This window comes from Paenibacillus sp. FSL H7-0703 (assembly GCF_038003485.1).
GTDB lineage: Bacteria > Bacillota > Bacilli > Paenibacillales > Paenibacillaceae > Paenibacillus > Paenibacillus polymyxa_B.
This window is the reverse complement of record NZ_JBBOPF010000001.1, coordinates 105511-126118: the sequence shown is the minus strand read 5'-3', so window position 1 is coordinate 126118 and position 20608 is coordinate 105511. Positions and strand designations below refer to the sequence as shown.

Below are 20608 nucleotides of genomic sequence, written 5' to 3'. Positions count from 1 at the left end.
ACATTTTTGTGTGTGTAACAGGGTATGTTTTTTACTATAACAGCTTAGTACATGATTGAAATTTTAAACATCTATTGCAATCAGGGTAATCTTAACTTATTGTGATCCCGAATGCAAAATAATACCCAAGAAAGGTGACGAAAAATGACGGATTCTCGGTATTTAAAACGAACCATCCTTAAAGACGAAGTAAACAGCCGCTTTCTTAGCGAGACCAGAACTCTCCGGATATATTTGCCGCCCGGCTATAATGAAATATTGAGCTACCCGGTCGTATACTGTCAGGACGGAGAAGAATTTTTCAATTTTGGCCGCATTGCAACTCACGCCAACCGCCTCATTCTAGATGAGGGCGTCGAACCCTTCATTATTGTAGGTGTGGAAGTGAATACCAAAATCAGAACTCAGGAGTACGCTCCCTTTGGCAATCGTTTTGAGGCGTATACCGCCTGTTTTGCAGAAGAGATTATTCCCTATGTGGAGCAAAAGTATCCTATAAGAAAAGATGCAGCGTCCCGCATTTTGGCGGGGGATTCACTGGGAGGCAGTGTGTCTCTGCATTTGGCTTTGATGTATCCTCAGCTGTTCAACCGCATTATCAGCCTCTCAGGTGCTTACTATGAAGCTTCGCAGGAAATCATCGCCCGTGAGAAAGATCTGTCTCATTTGCGGGTGTGGATGACGGTTGGCCTTCAGGAAGATGCATTTGAGAGTGATACTGGCATTTACAACTTTGTAGAGCTTAACCGTCAATGTGCAGATTTGCTGCGGGAACGGAACGCTGAAGTTTCTTACCGTGAAAAGGATGGCAAACATTTGTGGGGCTTTTGGCAAAACGAGTTGCCTGACGCGCTAATGTATTTTTTGGATCGCGCCTGAGTAAAAATTCTTCTATAGGGAATGGAGCATTGACCTACTAGGTCATTAAGCTCCTTCCTCATTTTTAATGCAATTTGGTTGCGCTTTCAAAAAAGTATAACGGAAAACGGCAATTATTGCCGTCATCTGTCGTTCACATTATAGCTTTTCTTCTATGATCTTGTCCAGCAAGGCGTCGCAGCCTGCGTCCATTAATCGATAGGTCTCTTCAAAATTCCCTGTAAAATATGGATCGGGTACTTCTCTTAATTTTTCTTGAGGAAGCAAATCCATAAATTTTAGAATATCAGCCTCCGCTCCACCTGCAATCTTTCGCATGTTTCGTTCATTAGAGTCATCCATGCACACAATATAATCAAACGCATCAAAATCACGGCCCGTTATTTGCCGCGCCTGTATGCCTTGTTCGCTGATTCCATGCAGTTTAAGTTGCTTTAATGTTCCCTCATGCGGGGGATTTCCGATGTGCCAGTCGCCTGTCCCGGCCGAGTCCACCCCGATTTCTTCGCCCAATCCCCGTTCCTGCGCTTTATGTCTCAGTATTGCCTCCCCCATCGGAGAGCGGCAAATATTGCCCAAACACACAAACAAAACGTTAATCATTTCGTTCTCCTTCCTATTACCCGTTACACTTCCTTTTTTTCTGTTTCATTGTAGCCATGTCCTCCAAAATTGTGCAAGCCATATTTAACGCGGTATACTTAAAAACGATGGTATATAAAGGATCGTATCAGAAAGAAAGGATGTTGATTATGACAAAAAAACGAGCGATTGTATTTTCAGGCGGTCGTCTTAATGAAGAAGATTTACATCAAATACAACCCGATGATTTTATTATAGGTGCAGATAAAGGTGCTCTTTTCCTGATCGAGCACGGTATTACACCACATATCTCTGTAGGAGATTTTGATTCGATCACACTAGAGGAAAAAGAAAAGGTAGAATCAGCAAGCCAACGTATGATTGCGTGCGATCCAGTACTTAAAGACTTAACAGATACTGAGCTTGCTTTGGAAATCGCTATGGACGAACAGGCAGATCATGTACTGCTGCTTGGTGTGACTGGCACCCGTATGGACCACACATTGGCTAATGTTCAAATATTGGTACGCGCAATGCAGCATCATATTAGCTGCGCTATTATGGACGCACATAATTATATTGAGCTCACCGGATCAACGCTTGAGATCCAGCCTATGGGTTATACATATACATCGCTGCTTCCTATGACTGCCGAAGTAACAGGCATACAACTGGAAGGATTTATGTATCCGCTACATAATGCCACCCTCAAAATGGGACAATCACGTGCTGTCAGTAATAAGCTAACGGCTCCAAAAGGTACGATTTCCGTCAAAAGCGGTCTACTACTCGTTATTCAAAGCAAGGATTAATTATGACATTGTTGTAACCATTGTATAAATTGTTTTTTTCACTCAAAGCCCTTGATTAATAAGGGTTTTTCCGATTGTAGAGATCTATGAATCGATATATTTTTAACAAATTGTAATTTTTAATCGTTTTTTAATAATCACTGTGTAAGTCTTGTCCCTCAAGCATTTGAGAGTTCTTTTCCAACTATTAGGCGGCTTCAAAACTGTTATACTCAACGCTGTCAGTTAGTTAGCAACTCAGCAAAATATTGCACAAATCAATTTCTGGAGGTACTTACAACATGAATATGCAGAAAATCATAAAAAAGGTAATTATCGCAGGAGTCGCAGCCACTATCGGCTTTGGTACTTTTGCAATTGAGGGAACAAATACGGCACAGGCTGCCACTACTACTTCTGTTGGCCAAAAAGTAATTAACTACGGTGAAAAATATATGGGCACTCCCTATAAGTTTGGAGCTTCCACAAGCACGACCCGCAATTTTGACTGTTCTTCTTTCATGAAGCACATATTCAAGAAATACGGAGTGAATTTGCCGCGTACTTCTGTTCAACAGTCCAAAGTTGGACATGCCGTATCCAAGTCCAATTTGAAAAAAGGGGACTTAGTGTTCTTTTCAAGCGGTAGCCGTGCCACGGGTCGCAACATTACCCACGTAGCAGTCTATATGGGCGGGGGTAAAATTCTACACACTTACGGCGGACCTGGCGTGACTATCTCCGATTTGAACTCTGGCAACTGGAAAAGAACATACATTAAAGCACGCCGCGTGCTGTAGTTTGAAACTCATTATGAAATATGCGAGCCGGGACGAAAAGTTCCGGCTTATTTTATATGCCTTATGCTATTCTGATACGGTTGGTGTTCTGAGTGAATAGCCAATCCCACGTTCCGTACGGATCATTTTAAACTTATATCCTTTATCTACTTTAACCCTCAAATGTCTGATATAGACGTCTACTACGTTCGTATCAACGATATAATCATGTTTCCAAACATCCTTCAGAATTTGCTGTCTGCTACAAACTTGGTTAAGATGTATCGCCAGATGAAGCAAAAGATCAAATTCTTTCGGAGTTAATTCCAGCTTTTGCCCCCCTCTGCTCACCATTCTGCTTGCATTATCTATATGTAAGTCACCCGCCTCGATTGCCCTTTTCACATCACGTTCAATACCAAAAATCCGCAATAAATTAGCCACCCTAGCCTGAAAAACTCTAGGATAAAAGGGCAGAACGATCACATCATGTGCTCCTTGTTCAAAGCAGGAAACAATATGGTCCTCCTCATCTGATGAAGTCATTGCAAATAGCGGGACATGAGGATGGTATTGCTGCAATGTGCGAAGCAAACCATGTGAATCCGTCGGTTCATCTTCTATATTGAGCAGTAGCAAATCCACAGGATTATGGGCTACATAAGAGCTTGCATCTGTCGTATTGCTAACATGAACCACCTGATAACCTGCCTGTTCCAATGGATGAACAAATACGGGAGACGCTTCATTTACATCCACAAGTAAAATTAACGGGCTCATCTTTTCACCCACCTGGTTTGGACATAGCATTACATATTGGATACGAACAAGTTTGTTATAAGCCATTAAAGCATATTAATATTATTGTAACAAAAAAGCAGAAAATCATTCTCCAAAAGAATGGCTTTCTGCTTTCATGGTTTAACCCAAATAGCGATGATACAGACTTCTTGCTTTTGCCACGTCCTTAGTCCCATGAATCAACGCTCTGCCATCTGCAAAAACAACCAAACGATGCTCGCCTGTACTATAGGAAACCAAAAACGGATTCCGCTCTACTTTTCCTTCTCCCAAAGAAGCAAATCTATCTGCTGTTTCTGCAAGATTCAAATGTATCGGGTTTGCTGGTCTAATTTGAACGGTATCCCTACCGCACAAAACATCTGTCTTCTGCCGATGAGAGGCCGACAAATAGGGATACGTCGGTTGGCTGCCGCAAGAAAGACAGTTCTCCTTTTTAAGACTATCTACTGCTATCGTAACATACTCATTGTTCCACAAATCAAACGAAAGCAGCTTTCCTCTCAAATCTTCTGGATATCCACCAAGAAGTTTGAAAGCTTCCGTAGTTTGGTTAGCCGTGACCATCTGTACGGCCTGCGGAATAATCCCGGCGGTATCACAGGTTTCTCCACCAAACGGTACAGTTTCCAGCAGACAGTGAAAACAAGGCGTTTGACCCGGTAAGATGGTATAGGTTACACCATAGCTGCCCACACACCCCCCATAAATCCAAGGTATCCGATGCTTGAGTGCCATGTCGTTCATAAGAAGTCGGGTATCGAAATTATCGGTTGCATCCATCATGAGATCTACCCCCAAGATCAACTCTTCCAGTTCTTCCACCCCAACATCCAGTACATGTGCATGTATAACCGTTTCCGAATTAATATCCTTTAATCTTCGCTGAGCAGCTACTGCTTTGGGATATCTTTGCGCAGCATCACTTTCCTGAAAAAGCTGCTGGCGCTGCAAATTGCTCCATTCCACATAATCCCGGTCTACGAGGCTCACTGTACCTACGCCCCCGCGAACGAGCGTTTCCGCAATACCTGTACCTAACGCTCCGGCACCTATGATTAGTACGTGGGAAGAAGCAAGCCGGCGTTGTCCTGTCGGTCCAAAGGGCGCGAATCTTTCCTGTCTGGAATAACGGTCACTTGGATGTGTTTCTCCTGCACCGGATTTGTCAGTTACCTTCATACCTGAACCATACCTTCTGTCGGACTGCTTGCTGAAGCGTAACGTTTTACAGGAATCATCCCCGCCTCAAAACCATACCTTCCAGCACGAACAGCCAGTTTCATAGCCTCGGCCATTTTTACTGGGTCCTTCGCTCCTGATACGGCTGTGTTCAACAAAACAGCATCTGCCCCTAACTGCATCGCCATTGCCGCGTCACCGGGTGAGCGAATACCCGCATCGACAATAACCGGAACCTCCGCCTGTTCAATAATTAGCCCTAATGAAAACGGATTGAGCAAACCATGTCCTGTACCAATCGGTGAAGCTCCAGGCATAACGGCGTGTACTCCAAGCTCTTGTAGCCTCTTTGCTAGAATCACATCGTCCGATATGTAGGGCAGCACGATAAAGCCTTCTTCCAACAGCTTATCACTAGCTTTCAACGTTTCAAAAGGGTCAGGGAGCAGTGTCTTGCTATCCCCAATGACTTCCACCTTAATCATATCGCACAGGCCGGAGGCTTTTGCCAATTTGGCAATACGAATCGCCTCCTCTGCTGTTGTAGCCCCTGCTGTGTTGGGAAGAAGTGTATACCGGCTCAAATCCAGCATATCGAGAAAATGCTGCTTATCCCGTTCCTCCAAGTTCAATCTCCGTACAGCAAACGTCAATATTTCCGTCTCAGCAGCCTCTACGGCTTGGGATTGGATATCCAGATCAGAGAATTTTCCTGTTCCCAACAACAACCTCGAGGTAAAAGATGCTTTTCCAATGGTTAACATAATCAACCGCCTCCCACAAAATGTACAATCTCTAGGCAATCTCCATCCTTCAGTACCGCTTCATCATGATCTTCACGGCTCAATATATGCCGATTCAGCTCCACCACTACGGTTTTCACCTTTACATCAAGCTCATGTAGCAATTGATTCACATGAGTGATTCGATTAGAAAAGGTCATGCTCTGGCCGTTAATCGTCAGCTTCATAAGCTTTTCTCCTTGAGGAGCTCAGAAGAAAAACTACTTATCCCAAGTTCTGCTGCACCAGCCCCATTAAGCATAGCTGCCATCGCACGCCCGGTAGCATCACTCAGCAGGACACCGTTGCGATAATGCCCGACTGCAGCATATACGCCCTCGACCCCAGGAACAGTGCCTATAAAAGGGTGACCTGATGCAGCCTGCGGACGTAAGCCCGCCCAAGTGCGTATAAAAGAAGCTTCACGGACGCGCGGCAGCCAGGCAGAGGCACGTGCCAGCAAGCCCTCCAAGCCTCCTACGGTCACTTGTTCGTCATATTGATGCGGAAGGCTCGTTGCCCCAATCCAAAGCTCGTTATTCTGTTTAGGCACGAGGTAAATATCATCAGCATAAATGGTGTATTCTAATGGGTGATCCTTCAAGGAGACCGCTACCGCTTCGCCCTTGACCGGATAAAGTGGATATTCAAACCCAACCTGCGCCAGTAATTTCATGCTATCCAAGCCTCCAGCAATAATGACCTGATCGCAGGAAAAAAAGCCGCTATCTGTTCGGACACCGCAAACTCGACCATCCTGTATGACCAGTTGCTCTGCCCGTGTACCAGACCATACCGTTGCTCCCAGCACCGCAGCAGCACCTGCATAAGCACGACAAAGCTGGACAGGAGCCACTTGTGTCTCCTTTGAACGATATATTGCTCCGATCGCTTGTTCATCCAAACCTGGAATTCGTCGGGCCAATTCCCTCGCATCCCACCAGATAGGACAATCATCCTCTCGCGTTTTAGCAGCTTTCCAGCGTTTTTGGCCTTCAGTTTCCGTACGGAAAGGGGTCACAAATCCTTCTGTACGGAATTCCACCGAAATACCCGACAAACGCTCCAGATCACAGACAAGCTCAGGGAATGCATCTCGACTTCTGCGAGCAAATCGTGCCAGCTCAGAGTCGGTGAACTCTTCACTTTCCGCTGCCAGCATTCCAACCGCTGCTCCTGAGGCTCCCTCACCCGGGATCAATCGTTCCAGCATGATCGTACTTCTTCCCTCCTTGGCCACATGATAAGCAATGGAACTGCCGATGACACCTCCACCTATGACCAAGCATTCAGCATGTCCTATCGCTCTTGCCTCTGTGTGTATCTTTAGCATTTGTTCCGTGTCTCCTCTCCATAAACCATTCTGCTTTCAGCTTGCCTCTACTCTCGTTTTCTCGCTACAAGCTGTGAACTACAAGATCTGCCATTCGCCTATATTCCATCGCAGCTGCAACGGGCGACTCAGCCTCCCATATACCAGACATCACCGCAATTCCGCTTGCTCCGGCCATATAAAGCTCCGGGATATGGTGCGGTTGTATGCCGCCCAGCGCGATCACCGGAATGTTCGACAGCCTGCAAATATGTTCAAGCTGAGCTAAACCCCGCGGTACAATACCGGGCTTACAATGGGTCTCATATACGTGACCATAAAGTACATAGTCTGCTCCTGCCTGCTCGGCGGTCTGTGCCTCCTCCAAGGAATGCACAGACACTCCACAGCGTGTACTCTTTGAAAGTAGGCCTTTCACATCCACAACAGGTAATCCATTAGCTGGTAGCTGGACGGTTCCAACCAAAGTAAGTAAAGCTACATCCACACGATCATTTACTACAATTTGTTGCAAAGGAACTTCCTGCTCCACCATGCTGCGAGTCAAAGAAAGCAATGCAGAGGCACCATTCTGTTTTAAACGTGCGTGTACATAATGAACATACGGACAAATCATAGCAGCCACTCGGGCGGCTTGTGCAATAGTGCCCTTTTCCATCGAAATTGCGTGTAATTCGATTTTGTCTTCACCTCACATTGGATTAAAGGATTTAAGCTTAGCAGCCACGTCTACCAGCAGTAATGAAAGGGGATTGTATGTGAATCCGTCTACGGAAGCTCGAACAACTTAAAATGAACGAAACGCAAAAAAACCACTTCCCCAAGGAAGTGGTTTAACGAACGTCCAATAATCGAACGGACCATGATATCCGTATACGTGTATCGTCCCACGCACAAACAAAATAAAGATGGTGTTGCCTTGTTTGTACGGCGCTCACTTCCCTACGCTGGCATAACCCAGATCAGGTGCAAAGGGTCCGAAATCCATTTATTCCGTCTCAGCCGCATGGGCGGCTCCCCTAGTGTGACTATTTTATTGTATAAGCTATAGATAGCTTAGCATATTTTCCTAATTCTGCAAACCCCACTTCGTGTGAAATATGCAGAACTGGATTTAACTGATTTTAGTTAACTTTACTTGACCACTCTTCCACATTCCACGTTTTGGTTACCCAATCCTCGTAAAAGTCCGGTTCGTGAGATACAAGCAATACCGTCCCTTTGTATTCCTTCAAGGCACGTTTCAGCTCATCCTTTGCTTTAACATCCAAGTGGTTGGTAGGCTCATCGAACAATACCCAGTTGCTTTCACGCATTAACAGTTTGCAAAGACGGACTTTAGCCTGTTCTCCACCACTAAGCGCAGATAGCGGACGTGTGATATGCTCATTTTTCAAACCGCAGCGCGCCAAATGCGCTCGTACTTCATGCTGGTTCAAATGCGGAAATTCATTCCACACGTCGTCAATCGGTGTAATTTTCTCTGCCTTTACTTCCTGCTCAAAATAAGCGGGCTGCAAAAAATCACCTTGATAGGTTTTTCCACTGATTGGCGGAATTTTTCCCAATATGGTTTTGAGCAATGTCGATTTACCGACACCGTTGTAGCCAACAATTGCAATTTTTTCGCCACGTTCAATCGTCATGGACATTTTAGGCAAAAGGGCATGTGTATAACCAATCTCAAAATCAATACCCTCAAATACCGTCTTTCCGCTTGCACGTGCCTCTTTGAATTGAAAGGTTGGTTTTGCGGCTTCTTCAGGCTTATCAATACGTTCGATCCGATCAAGCTGCTTTTCACGGCTCTTTGCTCGGCCTGAGGTAGAAGCACGCGCTTTATTACGCTGAATAAAATCTTCCTGTTTCTTAATAAAGTCCTGTTGCTTCTCATAAGCATCAATATGCTGAGCTTTGTTCAGATCCGCCATTTCAAGAAACTTTTCATAGTTAGCTGAATAACGGGTCATCTTGGCAAATTCAAGATGGTAAATAACATTAACGACCTGGTTCATAAACTCAGTATCATGTGAAATAAGAATAAAAGCATAGGGATAATCCTTCAAATAGCGCGTAAGCCATTCAATATGCTCTACATCCAAATAGTTGGTAGGCTCATCCAAGAGCAGGACATTCGGTTTTTCCAACAGCAACTTAGCAAGAAGCACCTTTGTCCGTTGCCCGCCACTAAGTGCAGATACATCCCGATCCAGTCCTATGGCCGACAGACCTAGTCCATTCGCCATTTCTTCAACCTTCACATCAATGAGGTAAAAATCCCCCATATCCAGTTGCTCCTGAATTTCACCCATCTGTTCCAGCAACACTTCCAACTCTTCAGGAGAAGCATCCCCCATTTTGTCAGTAATCTGCATCATTTCCTTTTCCAATTCCAACAAAGGAAGAAAAGCGTCTTTTAATACATCACGTACCGTTTTGCCCGGTGTCAGCTTGGTGTGCTGATCCAGATAACCGTAACGTACACGTGGAGTCCATTCCACTTTACCCTCATCCTTAAGCAATTTTCCAGTGAGAATGTTCATGAGTGTCGATTTACCAACACCATTAGCTCCTACCAAACCTACACGTTCCCCCGCAAGCAATCGAAAGGAAACATTTTTAAATAATGCGCGGTCCCCAAAGTTGTGGGATACATTTTCTACAGTCAATAAACTCATAAGCTGTTTTTGGCTCCTTATTGTCATCGGCGTTGCCGACTGTTCTTATTTCATATGCATTTCGTTTCTTTCAAAGCTTTATTGTAGCACATTCTGCAACCATATCGGAATATTGAAAACAGTGAATTTTAAGGTTTTTTGGTATGGATCTGCCTAAAAAAACAAAAACCACCCATGAGGGTGATTATTTTAAGCCGTTATAACATTTGTACTCAAAGTATCCCGCAGCTGCTGCAGACTTCTCATTCGTAAAACGTTCACTAGCTTTAAAGGGAGCTGGACATGAATCTCTATAAAAATACTTCATTCCAGTATCTAGTTCTATGCCACCGATAATGTCTTGCTTTCTGACGACTCTCCCACCACCAAATCCATAGTTATTGTAATACCTGTCTCCGACCGGAATGCCCTGGATAAACGCGATCAGACCCACATCATCTACCGTGTTGTACCACTCCTCTTGCGGAATGATCGGTAGTGTGAATGTATAGGATATGCCGTTACGTGCAGCTTTTTCGTTATGGACATTAATCATTCGCGCCAGGTCCTCTTGGACGCTGCCAACAATGGTGGAACGACGTATTTGTTCAAAAGTTTCTGAATTATTCAGTAAAGATATAGGAGTCTGATCCTGAAGTTCCTTTTGAAAGCCCTCCACCCACCTGTGATTCCGCGCATCGTATGCGTGTACATAATTATCCAAGGTGAACCCCACACTGTTGCCTACTGAATCAACATAGGCATATGGCTTTTTTTCGCTCCATTTGTGTCCAATAGCAGCTTGTCCATGCTCGTCTGTATAGACTTCTGAAGTGAACGCATAATAACCGTCATAATCCAGAATTACAATGACTGGTATGTAATCCAATAATGCACGTTGTGCTACTATATCCTCATCAATGCCTATATTAAGAAAAAGGGTGTGCAGGAACGTGTGCAGCGCTGCTTCTTTATCTACACGAAAAAACTTATCCGATCCGTATCCGGCCTCGCGTTCCTGACGTTCATTCTGTGAGAGCACGACCCCTGCATCCTGAACTGCGGTACGAAGAGCCGACGTATATTTCATTTCTAGCTGCTGCACATCACGCTGATTCTGCACCCGTAGGTCACTAACTACACCAAAGGGCAAGAACAAAAGTATAAATATGACTGCAAAATCAGTAATCTTCATTCAGAACCATGCCCCCGTAAGAAGCTGTAACTGCCGGCTTGCCGCTATTTGCCCCACCGAGAAGCCATGATTTGTACAAGTCCGCAGGAGTCCGATTCGTATTATGTAACCGGACCGTAAAATAATCCCCGGCCATCAAGGTATACCGACGTGTCTGATCTGATTTTGGCTGCTGATTGCCAGGAAACAGTACAGGCAAGATTTGCGGATTATAGTACCCATCATATACAGTTTCATAATTGCCCAGAAAACTGTCTGGCTTCGCGGCATCTGCATAGTCCGGTACATACTTTTTGTGCATATGCTCCAAGTCAACTTCGTACGTATTGCCTGTCAATTCCAGATCACGCATAAAATCGTTATACATCGTCGGTGTAATGTAACCTTTGGTTCTTACCATATCAACAAAACGTACAGTTGAATGATATGTATTTAACCCGGATATATCATCCTGCCGTTCAGCAGCTTGAGCTGCGGGTACGATGTACAAAAGCAATACAGCGAGCAGCGCCCCCAACAACTTGGATATTGTTTGAACCACTTCAGTCTTCCCCCAATTTCTCAAAACGTACAGATGTTATGTCCCCATTCCCATTACGCTGTGGGTACATGGAATATAAAGAGGAAGCATCCAGGGTAGATACATCAGGCTCAAACGGTTCAGAATATACATCGTACTCTGTCCCGTCGACTTGAATCGAAATCCCCTCCTGTAAGTTCATGCGAATTGCCTGTATGACCTGAGTTCCTTTAATCCGTTCCGGCAATCCCACCCCAACAGTACGGGCTATTCGCCCTTCAGAATGCTCCTCTTGCTGTGATCTTAATTCCAGTGCACCATCCAGCTGGCTGGACAAGTCTGCTGCCGTTACACATGCGGTTATGAACAGAATAACTGACACACCAAGCAGCAGCATACTTGCAGCGTGATCAGACATACTCTCATCCCCCTTATGATTATTATCTTTGCTGTAGTGCTTAGGACTGGGTAAACAACAACCCACGGACAACGTTCGATTTGTCCTTTACGATTTCAGCCTTGAATTTGCCACTTGGATTTACGTATTCATTCTCTTTCTCATTAAGCGTATTCGTGATTTTCCCTGTCTTATCACTGCCACCATTCACTGCGCCATACTGTTCACTGTCTGGGATAATGTTCAGAGCATTACCGTACCACTGGCCTGCCATATTTTTACCGGTTTTAATCTGAATGCCGAATTGATCCTTCCCCTGAAACTTCCGTAGCGCGTTGGTCACCTGGGAACCGCTAATCGTTGTGCCGTCATATACCGTAAAAGAGGCTTGAGACAATTCGGTCTGGATATCAGCAAAATTGTTTTGTGCCGTTTTAGTCGCCTCCTGGGCTGAAATAAACAGTATAACTACAATCGTAATTAGAGCGATGGTCAAAAATATCCCAGCGGCTACCTTTAAAGCTGTTGATGCGTTATTCATATTTTTTTCTCCTCAGCTTGTTATTTTGTATTAGTCATAATAGAACTTTCTTACTGAATTTTTTGTATTTGCTCATAATAGTTATCCATTTGAACAAAACTCATGCCGATCAACGGAATCACCAAATATAAAAAGATAAGACCATACATCGGGGCAAAGCCAATCATCCTTCCCCAGATAGCCTTGCTGTCTATTATTTTTTCATACTCCTGTTTTCTTTGTTCGAAATAGTAGGACATATGGGATTCCAAATCATCAAAGGCCTCTCGAATCGTAATTTTACCCAAAGACAAATGGAGCTTGTCCACTAGACGCTGAAACTCCGGCAAAGGTGCCTCTTCATTTAATAAGTCAAGAGCTGCCTCTGGCCCATGTTCATAATGAAGCAAACATTTTTGCAGAGGTCTTTTGAATATAACTGAAAATCTGTTCAGCCACTCCAATATTTCTTCGACAGACATTCGTTCCATAACCCGCAAAATGGAAATAACTGTTTGAAATTGATACACCTCGTGCCTCATATCCAACCGACGCATTTTTCGTTGCAAATATAATAAAAGCATAGGCATTTGATAGGCTACATACCCAACAATCAAACTAATCAGCACTTCCCACCACTTGATGTATTCATCATTCCAATCTTTCAGCTTTTGGAGAATACGCCGAGTATTTGTGGATAGCTGTTCAGGAGTAACAGTTCCATTGGCATTATGTTCTAAAGCAGCGTACGTTCGTTCGTATGTGCTGTCCGCTCTCATGTTCAGCAAATGCATGATTTTGCGATCAATCCCACTCTGCTTCAAAGCTTCTTTTTGCTCCATCGGACTTAAATGTCCAAACATTTGACCCGATTGTACCGGGGCGTGAAGGATATGCGTTTTCTCAGCTTCATGTAAAAAAAATATCGTACTAATACTTAGTACCAAACCTACGATAAAAAGAGCCATTCTGCGTATGTAGAGCCACTCCAGCTTTATCTCCGCACCACTTTCTTTTAATAGACGGGTTATTTGGAAATAAGAAGACATATGCTGACGCGGAATTAAAGAATCCACCACATTACGGATGATGGGAAAACGGTATAGCTTCTGTTCCCAAACCCTCCGTCCTCTACCCGCACGATATCCTGTTTCATCGGTCTGTTGAAGCTTCTGTAACAGAAAATAAGATACGATTATCACAATATAAACGGACAATTTCGTGATATAACCCAATTTTCCCTGATAAAACTCATCCATGGATGGAAAGCTGGATCTCGCCCATGTCTCGATTGGGGTGGTAAAGAAAACAGGTGCCAGTGCGATCACGTTTAGACTTTTTAATAGATAGTCCAGTTTATTTCTTCGCAGCAACTCCAACTGGATTTCGCGTGCGAGACTACCGAGCCCCTTCAAATAAATGGAGCCCCCCTCCTCAATCCGATCACCAAACTCCATTACCATATACGAGATACCGGCAAATGCTTTTAAAAATCGATTAGGAGCCGACTCATAGTATCTTTCCAATGCTTCGTGCGGATCAACATCTGTTAGCGCCTCATGGATGAGTCGTGCGTGTCTCCCAGCCTCTGCCTCCGCCAAATCGGCCGCTTCGGATATGGCTTCCTCCACCATACCGTGCTGATGGTAATAATGACGTACATTGGCGAATAATTCGATCATCTGTGCAAGTAGCCTTTTTTCCATCCGGCTAATGGCCATATCCAAAATAAGACTGTTGATTACCACTCCGCATAAAACAGCCAATATAGCAAACTCTATTCCTGGCTTCATCATGACCAGTACAACGCCACTGCAAGCAAAAGCCCCCCAGATGAACAGTGTCATCTTCATAGTCTGTAGGCGAAGCTTGTACTCATCGTAGGCATGCTGACCAGCTAGTCGCTTACGTACACTCGTGATGTATCCAGATAAGAAAGGGACCTTCATACACAGCGTATACAACTTATGCAGTAAGGCTTGCAGCTCACGTTGCAGTACCGCTTTTCCCTTGCGTCCTTCCTCCACAGAATAAATTCGTCCTCTGCGAACTGCATGACTATTGCGCTTATGCAACCCCCACAAAACTATATATAGAAGCGCAAAGCCCCCACCTGATATAAGTAAAATCCATAATAAAATTTCTTTAAGACTCATAGTCTTCCTCCCAATAGCGGGTCAAAAAACTGCGGAAATCTCTGGCATCCTTTACATTCATCTGCTCACACATTTCTTTTGCACTTTTGGCAGTTAAGGGCTCCATCGGTATATAGCTTCCGTTCCGATATTCCATAACGTGGCGATAACTATAGCTCGATGAAGCATTGGAGCCTGCATCTGTATGATCCGGGTCACGCGGCACACATTCTGTGATCCGTTCGATGTAGCGTCTCCCTTCCGCATCACGCTTGAGATGCACATCAAAGTTAATGACATGAACTACCTGTTCCTCAGCGATGCCTTCATGCTGAAATACTCCTGTTTTGAGCAATGAATTACGAAGTGAAAACACGAGATCACGAAATGTTTTGGCATGATGAGTAAAAATGGTGAACAGACTGGCAACCTGCGACATTTGTATCATCCAAGCAGCTACTTCATCACTTGCTACTTCGCCTAGTATATTGACGGTTCCATCTGTTTTTTTCTGCAAGTCAAGTCCTTGTTGTCCTGAAATATGGTCCGTTTCTCGAAAGGTAAGAATGTTACGGCGACTGTAAATGCTGCGTAGATGCAGTTCAAAGGCCATTTCCTGAACACGAAGCGTATACGAAGCATAAATATGCTTGACCATCGCCATTAACAACGTCGTCTTACCTGAACCCTGCGCGCCTGTAATAGCAGTAATCCGGCTACCTTTCATTAAATAAGAAAGTAACTGGATTGGAAAATCAGCATTTTGTCCCTTAATTAACTGTTCCAGTGATGCGCTTTGAATATCGAATTTACGAACAAAGAAAGCCCACGATTCTGAGAAAGGAGGACGCACTACCACTACCCGCGACCCATCCTTCATTTCGTTGACCTTATAACCATTCGCTTCGGAAAGCTGTCCCGGGTAATTGTATTTGTAAATATTTTGGCACACCCTTTTAAGTTCACGCTCAGATCCGAAGGAAAGGAACGAAAGATGGATCGTTTTACCTTTATAAAAAATCCATACGCTCTCATAACCATTGGCAGTAGGCGCAGATGTTTGTTCAAATACATACCCATCCGAAGGCCAGTCTGATGATGCAGGAATCCCACCTTCCGGCATACCACTGACGCCCCCACTTACACCGTCGATCCGCTGGTCACGAATATCATCAATGACGGAAAAGCCTTTGTAATGCTGATAAATGCGCTGGACAATAATATCCACTTTCTCCAAAAAGGAAAGAGGGCGGTACTCACAATCATAGATATAACGAATTTCCTCTGCGGTAACGAGATAACTTCCATCTTCTTCACCTTGCTGTGAATACCTCATTTCGGCTAAGTCATAAGTATCCAATAAACGTGATAGTGCATCAGCGCCAAACTTCTGCTGGTATTGGTAAAATATAATTTCGAATTGATCCTGTATGCTAAACAACTCAGGTCTGGAGAATGGCATAACAGTATCGACGATTTTCTCGTTTAAGCCGTAACCGTTAATCAGAAGCTCAGCCATCAGATTTTTAACAAAACGTTTATCTCCAATGCTGCCATTGGCACAGTCCTTTAACGCCCTGCGTAGTTCCGCCCTTTGATGGATACGCCGTCTATATTCCTCTTCATGCAATCCGGCATCCGCCATCTGGCTATGACTCAGTTCATGAAGTGCATTTTTGATATACTCTATTAATGTTTCGAATGTGGCATCTTCGTTCTTTTTTTCTACCCGAAGGGTTGAATGTCGCGAGTGGAGATTCCCTCGATATTTAACAATAATCAGTACGATGCACATCAGTACTATGCAGGTAAGAATCAATCCGTTGATCATTTGAGCGGACAGCATTTAAGCGCCCCTCTCCAAAGCCTTGAGCCGAAGGTCGGACTCTGCCGCCTCCAGAATAGCTTTGATGATATGTCGTATACTCTGCGCCCACCCTACGGGCATAAAAAGCTTGCGGTGCTGCTCTTTTCCACTTCGTACCTCACGCTGCACATGGCCGATCACATCCCTGCGATTCCATGCGTCCATAAATCCGGTGCTATAAGGGACTGTATACAAAGCACCTTTGTAGCCATATCTCCTACGAATATTCGTTTCATTCGCTTGAGAATGCACATCATATTTCCCAAGTACTATTAATAAGGGCAATGATGAGTAGGTAGATAACGGAGACACGGATTCAAAATAAGCATCTAATTCTCGCATATTCTGAGTGAGTGAAAGAACGGCCAGTTTGGCTCGTGCACATGCTTCATGCTGTACAGCCCCCCACCCTGCTCCACTTCCTGCATCAATCAGCGTTAAATCATAATATTGATTCGCTGTATCTATTACTGCCCGTACAAGCCCTGGAGATAGTAACGGCGGTGCAGCTCCAAAGCTGGAGGTTCCCTCAAGTACATCCAAAGTATGTTCGAGTACAGGTGTCGTATAATTACGAATATTTTCTTTAGACAGTGTCCCTCGCAGAACTAAACGTGCGGCAGCATCCCAGCCCCCTTCCTGAAGCTGTAGGGTTGGATCGTCCATACCATACTCCTGTATAGGTAATCCTGATTCAATACCGGTATATCTACGACCTAAATGAGTCAATAATAGTCTTCCTCTATATAGATTTCCTATGGTAATTGCTATTGCTGCCGCCAAAGAGCTACTTCCACTAGCCCCCTTAATGGGGCTCCAAAACAAAATGGTACTCATGCTCTACTCCTTTCCGCACGTTTTAGCGCACGACGACTCACTTTTAATTCCCAACTCATCCATTCCCCAATACAACGGCATAATTCTTTCTTATACATTCTGGATAGCGGTTTTAGTAGTAGCTGTTTTTTATGCTCATTTTCCAGTTTCAGAGCAAGCAGCCCCTCATCCCATGGCAGAACATATGGCTCTTGCTGCCAAGAAGCCGGGAAATGGTTCATGTATTCCCACAGATACGGCTCCTCCACACCACAATCCACAGCCTGTAAAAATAGCTTGTGAAATACAAGATCTTTGGGGAATTCGGGTTGACTGAATAAATGCTCAAGCCAATTCTGTCCGTTGTGCATTAGCATACGGCTATAATCACTGACCCAAACTCGCAGTTCTGCCCCTTTCCAAACAGAAATTGGACAAAAATCAGGTAACTCTACATCCAAAATAACAATGTCATAAGCCTGCTCCGCCTTTTGATCAGTTATCATAACGGTATGCAGGTCTTCCCATGCTGTAAATCCAATTGCTACATCAAAACCACTAAACTGCGTAATGGGAAGTGGTTTGTCGAGCATCCCTATGCTATACCGATACTGTCCCCGCAGCGTAGCATCCACAAGCAGTACCTGTTGGCCGGAAGCTGCTAATATGCTGCTGATATATAACAAGGTATCGCTTTTGTCACAAAGCCCGGCAAATATCCACGTTTTCATACTTCCCTTCCTTTTCTCTCATTTATTTGGCATACGGATCAGAGCTTCCGCCCTGCGTCAGAATCTTTGTTTGTTCTTGATGATCCTGCTCATTCTCATATTCATTTCTTGTAGCATCAATCCCGCTTGCTGAGTTTTCTATAGTAGCACCCGCATGCTGAGCTGCAATTTCCTCACTCAGACTTCTTTCCACGGATGTTGAAATCACATTGTTTGACGAATTAATTGCATTTTCAAGCGAATCCCGCAGCTGCTTGGACAGCTTTTGTTCAGCAACGCGTATCAAATTCTGATCACTATTCATTAACGCTAACACCTGGGCATTAGGCGGATAGGTCGGGATTGCCTTGGGCTGAAATTGGGGATCGACATATGTTAGGGCATAGATAGATGCTTTATGCAGATAAGCATCAACAATCGCACTCGAAAGCGATAATATTTCCTGCTCATTCAAAGTGACCCAGACAATTGGACCTTCCAGTCGAGAAATCTTTTTCTTAGATAATAGAATGTAATCCTGCCCTGTTGGAAATTGAATGCGGATATCCACTTCGTCACCCGACTTGAGGCTGTTGGGCAATACTACCACCTTTAGCTCACGGTTGCGTAAATCTTTAGGTGTGGGCTCATCAGCAGTAATCATGGCCGATGTAAGCACAGATCCCTTTTTTAGCTCAATCTTGGCTGTGGTACCGGAAACCTCACTTTTATCTGTCAGCAAATTTGATGGGGCCTGAGAACCGGGAACTTTAATTCCCTTCAAATCATTAGATGCTATCTGTTCGCCTGGAGAAATGTCACGGACAACCGCCCAACCTTTTTTCGCGGTTCGTTGCTCCTGTTCATACACTTTCCATTTCTGCTCTGCCTCTACTTCAGCCTGTTTCCTGATCTCATCCATTTTATGGATATTAATCATGAGATAGCCAGCAAAGATAGTGCCAACAATCCCTGCGCCAATACAACCGGCGTATAGCTTTTGCTTACTGCTTTTTCTTAGCTTGGACACACAACTTCTCCCCTGCCTCTTTTTGATATATACCGTTCTATTTAGCGCTGTCGTTTAAGGAATCCGAAGCGTTTTTTCCGGGTATCTGGAATGACTCCGCGAAACAGCTCGTCCAGCACCTGATCCATCTCATCATCTCGTTCGAAGGGGTCTGAGTGGAACGGTAAAGCAAATACTTTATCGTGATCCAGCTCCTTACGAAGCCTGCGAACCGCCTCCGAGGTTGCCAATGGCAAGCAGTAATTCCATTTATGCTGTGGGTGGCGCTGAAGAGATCGGGCTAGCCCTGCTATATCCTGAACTCTCCATTCGGCCCCTGAGCCAACGACAAGCGGATAATCGGCTCTCAAGAATTCTTCCAGTCGTTCATTGTCCTGCCCACTCCCCAGGTCCAGTACGATAAATCTATAGGAACCACCCAACAAAGAAATGACATCCGCACGAGATGTTTGCCGCCAGTAGTGTACTCCATCAACTTCAAAACGCCGACTTGAACTCGATTGTCCAATGGATGTGCCTTCTACGACTTCTTGAAGTCGGGCAAATGCTTTGGCTGTGCTGTGCAGCTCAACCAAAGCTACGGAGCGGGTCCTTCGAGCCAGATAGTGGCTCACCGCAATTGCTGTATGAGTAGCACCGGAGCCGGCAGAGACACCCAATACAGCCACTACCCTTGTACCTGCATAATCCATTGAGGCATCATTAACGGATATTCCTTGTTGAGCAGGCTGAAAATCCGCACTGTGCCGCAGTTCTCCAATGACCTCCCCGGCAGATTGAAATCGTTCCTCAGGATGCTGACGCAGCAGTTTTCGAATCACCGGGATCAATTGGCGGGGCAATTCTCCGCGAATATACCCTTCTACTCCCGCAGTCCACTCGCTATATTTGCCTCCTGTACATAGATACAATAGCAGCGCTCCCAAACTGTATAAGTCTGAACGAGCATCTGTCTGACCTGCTCCATATTGCTCCGGGGCAGCGAAGCCCACTGTGCCCAGCTTTACCGTATCTTGATCCAGTTCAGCCTTATAGCTCCTCGCTATTCCAAAATCAATCAGTATAAATTCCATTTCCGGTGTCAGCATAATATTCGTCGGTTTCAGATCCCGGTAAATGACTGGCGGTTGACGGGTATGCAAATAATCCAACACATCTAGTACCTGCAAAGCGAATGGGACGATTTGCTCCTGTGGAATATAGCCTTCATAGCCCTTCATGTATGCTTCCAGCGTAATTCCTTCGATGTAATCCATGACCAGGTATACCGCACCAGATCGAGGATGCTCAAAAAAATCAACAATTCTCGGTAAACGTGGATGACTTAGCGAAATCAGCATCTCTGCCTCCGTACGTACAAGCTTCATCACTTGTGGCCCGGCAACCGACTCCTTCACCGCCCATTGCTTGCCTGGCAGTTTTAAATCCTCTGCCATGAACACGCGGCTCATTCCTCCCGAACCCAATGTGCGAACAATACGGTAACGCTCACCGACAATGGATCCGAATTCCAACTGTGATGGTTGCTTCATTATTCTCCTACCTCCTTTCTAAAGCAGACAACGCAAAAAAGGGAAAGCTGCCGCAAAATCAAATTTCCATGTCGCCATGAAAACCGTTTTCGCGGGATGC

21 protein-coding genes and 1 riboswitch are annotated in these 20608 nt (G+C 44.8%); of the genes, 3 read left to right on the top strand and 18 right to left on the bottom strand.

Translation table 11 applies throughout. From position 1 onward, the window contains the following. Positions 1-144: 144 nt before the first annotated feature. Positions 145-879, top strand: coding sequence for an alpha/beta hydrolase (locus tag MHB46_RS00585; protein ID WP_165177012.1), 735 nt, complete (start codon positions 145-147; stop codon positions 877-879). 138 nt (positions 880-1017) lie between these two features. On the opposite strand, the gene MHB46_RS00580 is transcribed toward MHB46_RS00585, so the two are convergent. After that, a complete protein-coding gene (locus MHB46_RS00580) occupies positions 1018-1482 on the bottom strand; it encodes a low molecular weight protein-tyrosine-phosphatase (protein ID WP_341161271.1) in 465 nt (154 codons plus the stop codon). Between the two features lie 149 nt (positions 1483-1631). Here MHB46_RS00580 and MHB46_RS00575 point away from each other — a divergent pair, with 149 nt between their 5' ends. Both MHB46_RS00575 and MHB46_RS00570 read left to right on the top strand, forming a co-directional pair. Beyond that, positions 1632-2273 carry a thiamine diphosphokinase gene (locus MHB46_RS00575; protein WP_341161270.1) on the top strand — a complete coding sequence of 214 codons (642 nt, stop codon included), beginning with the start codon at positions 1632-1634 and terminating at the stop codon, positions 2271-2273. 281 nt (positions 2274-2554) lie between these two features. Then, on the top strand, positions 2555-3052 hold the full coding sequence (locus MHB46_RS00570) for a C40 family peptidase (RefSeq protein WP_069011717.1): 498 nt from the start codon (positions 2555-2557) through the stop codon (positions 3050-3052). 66 nt (positions 3053-3118) lie between these two features. Here MHB46_RS00570 and MHB46_RS00565 read toward each other — a convergent pair whose 3' ends face one another. The 17 genes from MHB46_RS00565 to MHB46_RS00485 form a co-directional block, all read right to left on the bottom strand. Continuing rightward, entirely contained in the window at positions 3119-3811 is a 693-nt protein-coding gene (locus tag MHB46_RS00565; RefSeq protein WP_254328494.1) for a response regulator transcription factor, read from the bottom strand. A 141-nt stretch (positions 3812-3952) separates the two neighbouring features. Next, positions 3953-5014 (bottom strand): ThiF family adenylyltransferase, encoded by a 1062-nt coding sequence (locus MHB46_RS00560; protein ID WP_341161269.1) that lies wholly within the window; start codon positions 5012-5014, stop codon positions 3953-3955. After that, entirely contained in the window at positions 5011-5778 is a 768-nt protein-coding gene (locus MHB46_RS00555) for a thiazole synthase (RefSeq protein WP_250261205.1), read from the bottom strand. The genes MHB46_RS00560 and MHB46_RS00555 overlap by 4 nt, the downstream gene beginning before the upstream one ends. Before the next feature lie 2 nt (positions 5779-5780). Continuing rightward, a complete protein-coding gene (gene thiS, locus MHB46_RS00550; RefSeq protein WP_061831499.1) occupies positions 5781-5984 on the bottom strand; it encodes a sulfur carrier protein ThiS in 204 nt (67 codons plus the stop codon). Then, complete coding sequence (thiO, locus tag MHB46_RS00545; RefSeq protein ID WP_341161268.1) at positions 5981-7129, bottom strand: glycine oxidase ThiO; 1149 nt, start codon at positions 7127-7129, stop codon at positions 5981-5983. Before thiO ends, thiS begins: the two co-directional genes overlap by 4 nt. 64 nt (positions 7130-7193) lie before the next feature. Then, entirely contained in the window at positions 7194-7787 is a 594-nt protein-coding gene (locus MHB46_RS00540) for a thiamine phosphate synthase (protein WP_165177024.1), read from the bottom strand. A 264-nt stretch (positions 7788-8051) separates the two neighbouring features. Further along, a riboswitch (TPP riboswitch) is annotated at positions 8052-8160 on the bottom strand. 93 nt (positions 8161-8253) lie between these two features. Beyond that, complete coding sequence (locus tag MHB46_RS00535; RefSeq protein WP_023988981.1) at positions 8254-9807, bottom strand: ABC-F family ATP-binding cassette domain-containing protein; 1554 nt, start codon at positions 9805-9807, stop codon at positions 8254-8256. A 184-nt stretch (positions 9808-9991) separates the two neighbouring features. Next, positions 9992-10981, bottom strand: a complete 990-nt coding sequence (locus tag MHB46_RS00530) for a hypothetical protein (RefSeq protein ID WP_341161267.1) — start codon at positions 10979-10981, stop codon at positions 9992-9994. After that, a complete protein-coding gene (locus MHB46_RS00525; protein ID WP_165177028.1) occupies positions 10968-11522 on the bottom strand; it encodes a hypothetical protein in 555 nt (184 codons plus the stop codon). The genes MHB46_RS00530 and MHB46_RS00525 overlap by 14 nt, the downstream gene beginning before the upstream one ends. Before the next feature lies 1 nt (position 11523). Continuing rightward, a complete protein-coding gene (locus MHB46_RS00520) occupies positions 11524-11919 on the bottom strand; it encodes a hypothetical protein (protein WP_134903844.1) in 396 nt (131 codons plus the stop codon). A 40-nt stretch (positions 11920-11959) separates the two neighbouring features. Next, positions 11960-12439 carry an ABC transporter permease gene (locus tag MHB46_RS00515; RefSeq protein ID WP_341161266.1) on the bottom strand — a complete coding sequence of 160 codons (480 nt, stop codon included), beginning with the start codon at positions 12437-12439 and terminating at the stop codon, positions 11960-11962. 50 nt (positions 12440-12489) lie between these two features. Continuing rightward, positions 12490-14574 (bottom strand): hypothetical protein, encoded by a 2085-nt coding sequence (locus MHB46_RS00510; protein ID WP_165177030.1) that lies wholly within the window; start codon positions 14572-14574, stop codon positions 12490-12492. Then, positions 14564-16399: an ATPase, T2SS/T4P/T4SS family gene (locus MHB46_RS00505; protein ID WP_341161265.1), complete on the bottom strand. Its 1836-nt coding sequence runs from the start codon at positions 16397-16399 to the stop codon at positions 14564-14566. Before MHB46_RS00505 ends, MHB46_RS00510 begins: the two co-directional genes overlap by 11 nt. Further along, positions 16400-17257 (bottom strand): hypothetical protein, encoded by an 858-nt coding sequence (locus MHB46_RS00500; RefSeq protein WP_165177034.1) that lies wholly within the window; start codon positions 17255-17257, stop codon positions 16400-16402. After that, positions 17254-17967 carry a hypothetical protein gene (locus tag MHB46_RS00495; protein WP_068942622.1) on the bottom strand — a complete coding sequence of 238 codons (714 nt, stop codon included), beginning with the start codon at positions 17965-17967 and terminating at the stop codon, positions 17254-17256. The genes MHB46_RS00500 and MHB46_RS00495 overlap by 4 nt, the downstream gene beginning before the upstream one ends. 22 nt (positions 17968-17989) lie before the next feature. Next, on the bottom strand, positions 17990-18976 hold the full coding sequence (locus MHB46_RS00490; protein WP_341161264.1) for an SAF domain-containing protein: 987 nt from the start codon (positions 18974-18976) through the stop codon (positions 17990-17992). A gap of 41 nt (positions 18977-19017) precedes the next feature. After that, positions 19018-20511, bottom strand: coding sequence for a serine/threonine-protein kinase (locus MHB46_RS00485; RefSeq protein WP_341163667.1), 1494 nt, complete (start codon positions 20509-20511; stop codon positions 19018-19020). Positions 20512-20608 lie beyond the last annotated feature (97 nt).

What these genes read in the sequence shown, in the direction of transcription:
- MHB46_RS00585 (WP_165177012.1), top strand. Translation starts at nt 145, where the DNA reads ATGACGGATTCTCGGTATTTAAAACGAACCATCCTTAAAGACGAAGTA.
- MHB46_RS00580 (WP_341161271.1), bottom strand. Translation starts at nt 1,482, where the DNA reads ATGATTAACGTTTTGTTTGTGTGTTTGGGCAATATTTGCCGCTCTCCG.
- MHB46_RS00575 (WP_341161270.1), top strand. Translation starts at nt 1,632, where the DNA reads ATGACAAAAAAACGAGCGATTGTATTTTCAGGCGGTCGTCTTAATGAA.
- MHB46_RS00570 (WP_069011717.1), top strand. Translation starts at nt 2,555, where the DNA reads ATGAATATGCAGAAAATCATAAAAAAGGTAATTATCGCAGGAGTCGCA.
- MHB46_RS00565 (WP_254328494.1), bottom strand. Translation starts at nt 3,811, where the DNA reads ATGAGCCCGTTAATTTTACTTGTGGATGTAAATGAAGCGTCTCCCGTA.
- MHB46_RS00560 (WP_341161269.1), bottom strand. Translation starts at nt 5,014, where the DNA reads ATGAAGGTAACTGACAAATCCGGTGCAGGAGAAACACATCCAAGTGAC.
- MHB46_RS00555 (WP_250261205.1), bottom strand. Translation starts at nt 5,778, where the DNA reads ATGTTAACCATTGGAAAAGCATCTTTTACCTCGAGGTTGTTGTTGGGA.
- thiS (WP_061831499.1), bottom strand. Translation starts at nt 5,984, where the DNA reads ATGAAGCTGACGATTAACGGCCAGAGCATGACCTTTTCTAATCGAATC.
- thiO (WP_341161268.1), bottom strand. Translation starts at nt 7,129, where the DNA reads ATGCTAAAGATACACACAGAGGCAAGAGCGATAGGACATGCTGAATGC.
- MHB46_RS00540 (WP_165177024.1), bottom strand. Translation starts at nt 7,787, where the DNA reads ATGGAAAAGGGCACTATTGCACAAGCCGCCCGAGTGGCTGCTATGATT.
- MHB46_RS00535 (WP_023988981.1), bottom strand. Translation starts at nt 9,807, where the DNA reads ATGAGTTTATTGACTGTAGAAAATGTATCCCACAACTTTGGGGACCGC.
- MHB46_RS00530 (WP_341161267.1), bottom strand. Translation starts at nt 10,981, where the DNA reads ATGAAGATTACTGATTTTGCAGTCATATTTATACTTTTGTTCTTGCCC.
- MHB46_RS00520 (WP_134903844.1), bottom strand. Translation starts at nt 11,919, where the DNA reads ATGTCTGATCACGCTGCAAGTATGCTGCTGCTTGGTGTGTCAGTTATT.
- MHB46_RS00515 (WP_341161266.1), bottom strand. Translation starts at nt 12,439, where the DNA reads ATGAATAACGCATCAACAGCTTTAAAGGTAGCCGCTGGGATATTTTTG.
- MHB46_RS00510 (WP_165177030.1), bottom strand. Translation starts at nt 14,574, where the DNA reads ATGAGTCTTAAAGAAATTTTATTATGGATTTTACTTATATCAGGTGGG.
- MHB46_RS00505 (WP_341161265.1), bottom strand. Translation starts at nt 16,399, where the DNA reads ATGCTGTCCGCTCAAATGATCAACGGATTGATTCTTACCTGCATAGTA.
- MHB46_RS00500 (WP_165177034.1), bottom strand. Translation starts at nt 17,257, where the DNA reads ATGAGTACCATTTTGTTTTGGAGCCCCATTAAGGGGGCTAGTGGAAGT.
- MHB46_RS00495 (WP_068942622.1), bottom strand. Translation starts at nt 17,967, where the DNA reads ATGAAAACGTGGATATTTGCCGGGCTTTGTGACAAAAGCGATACCTTG.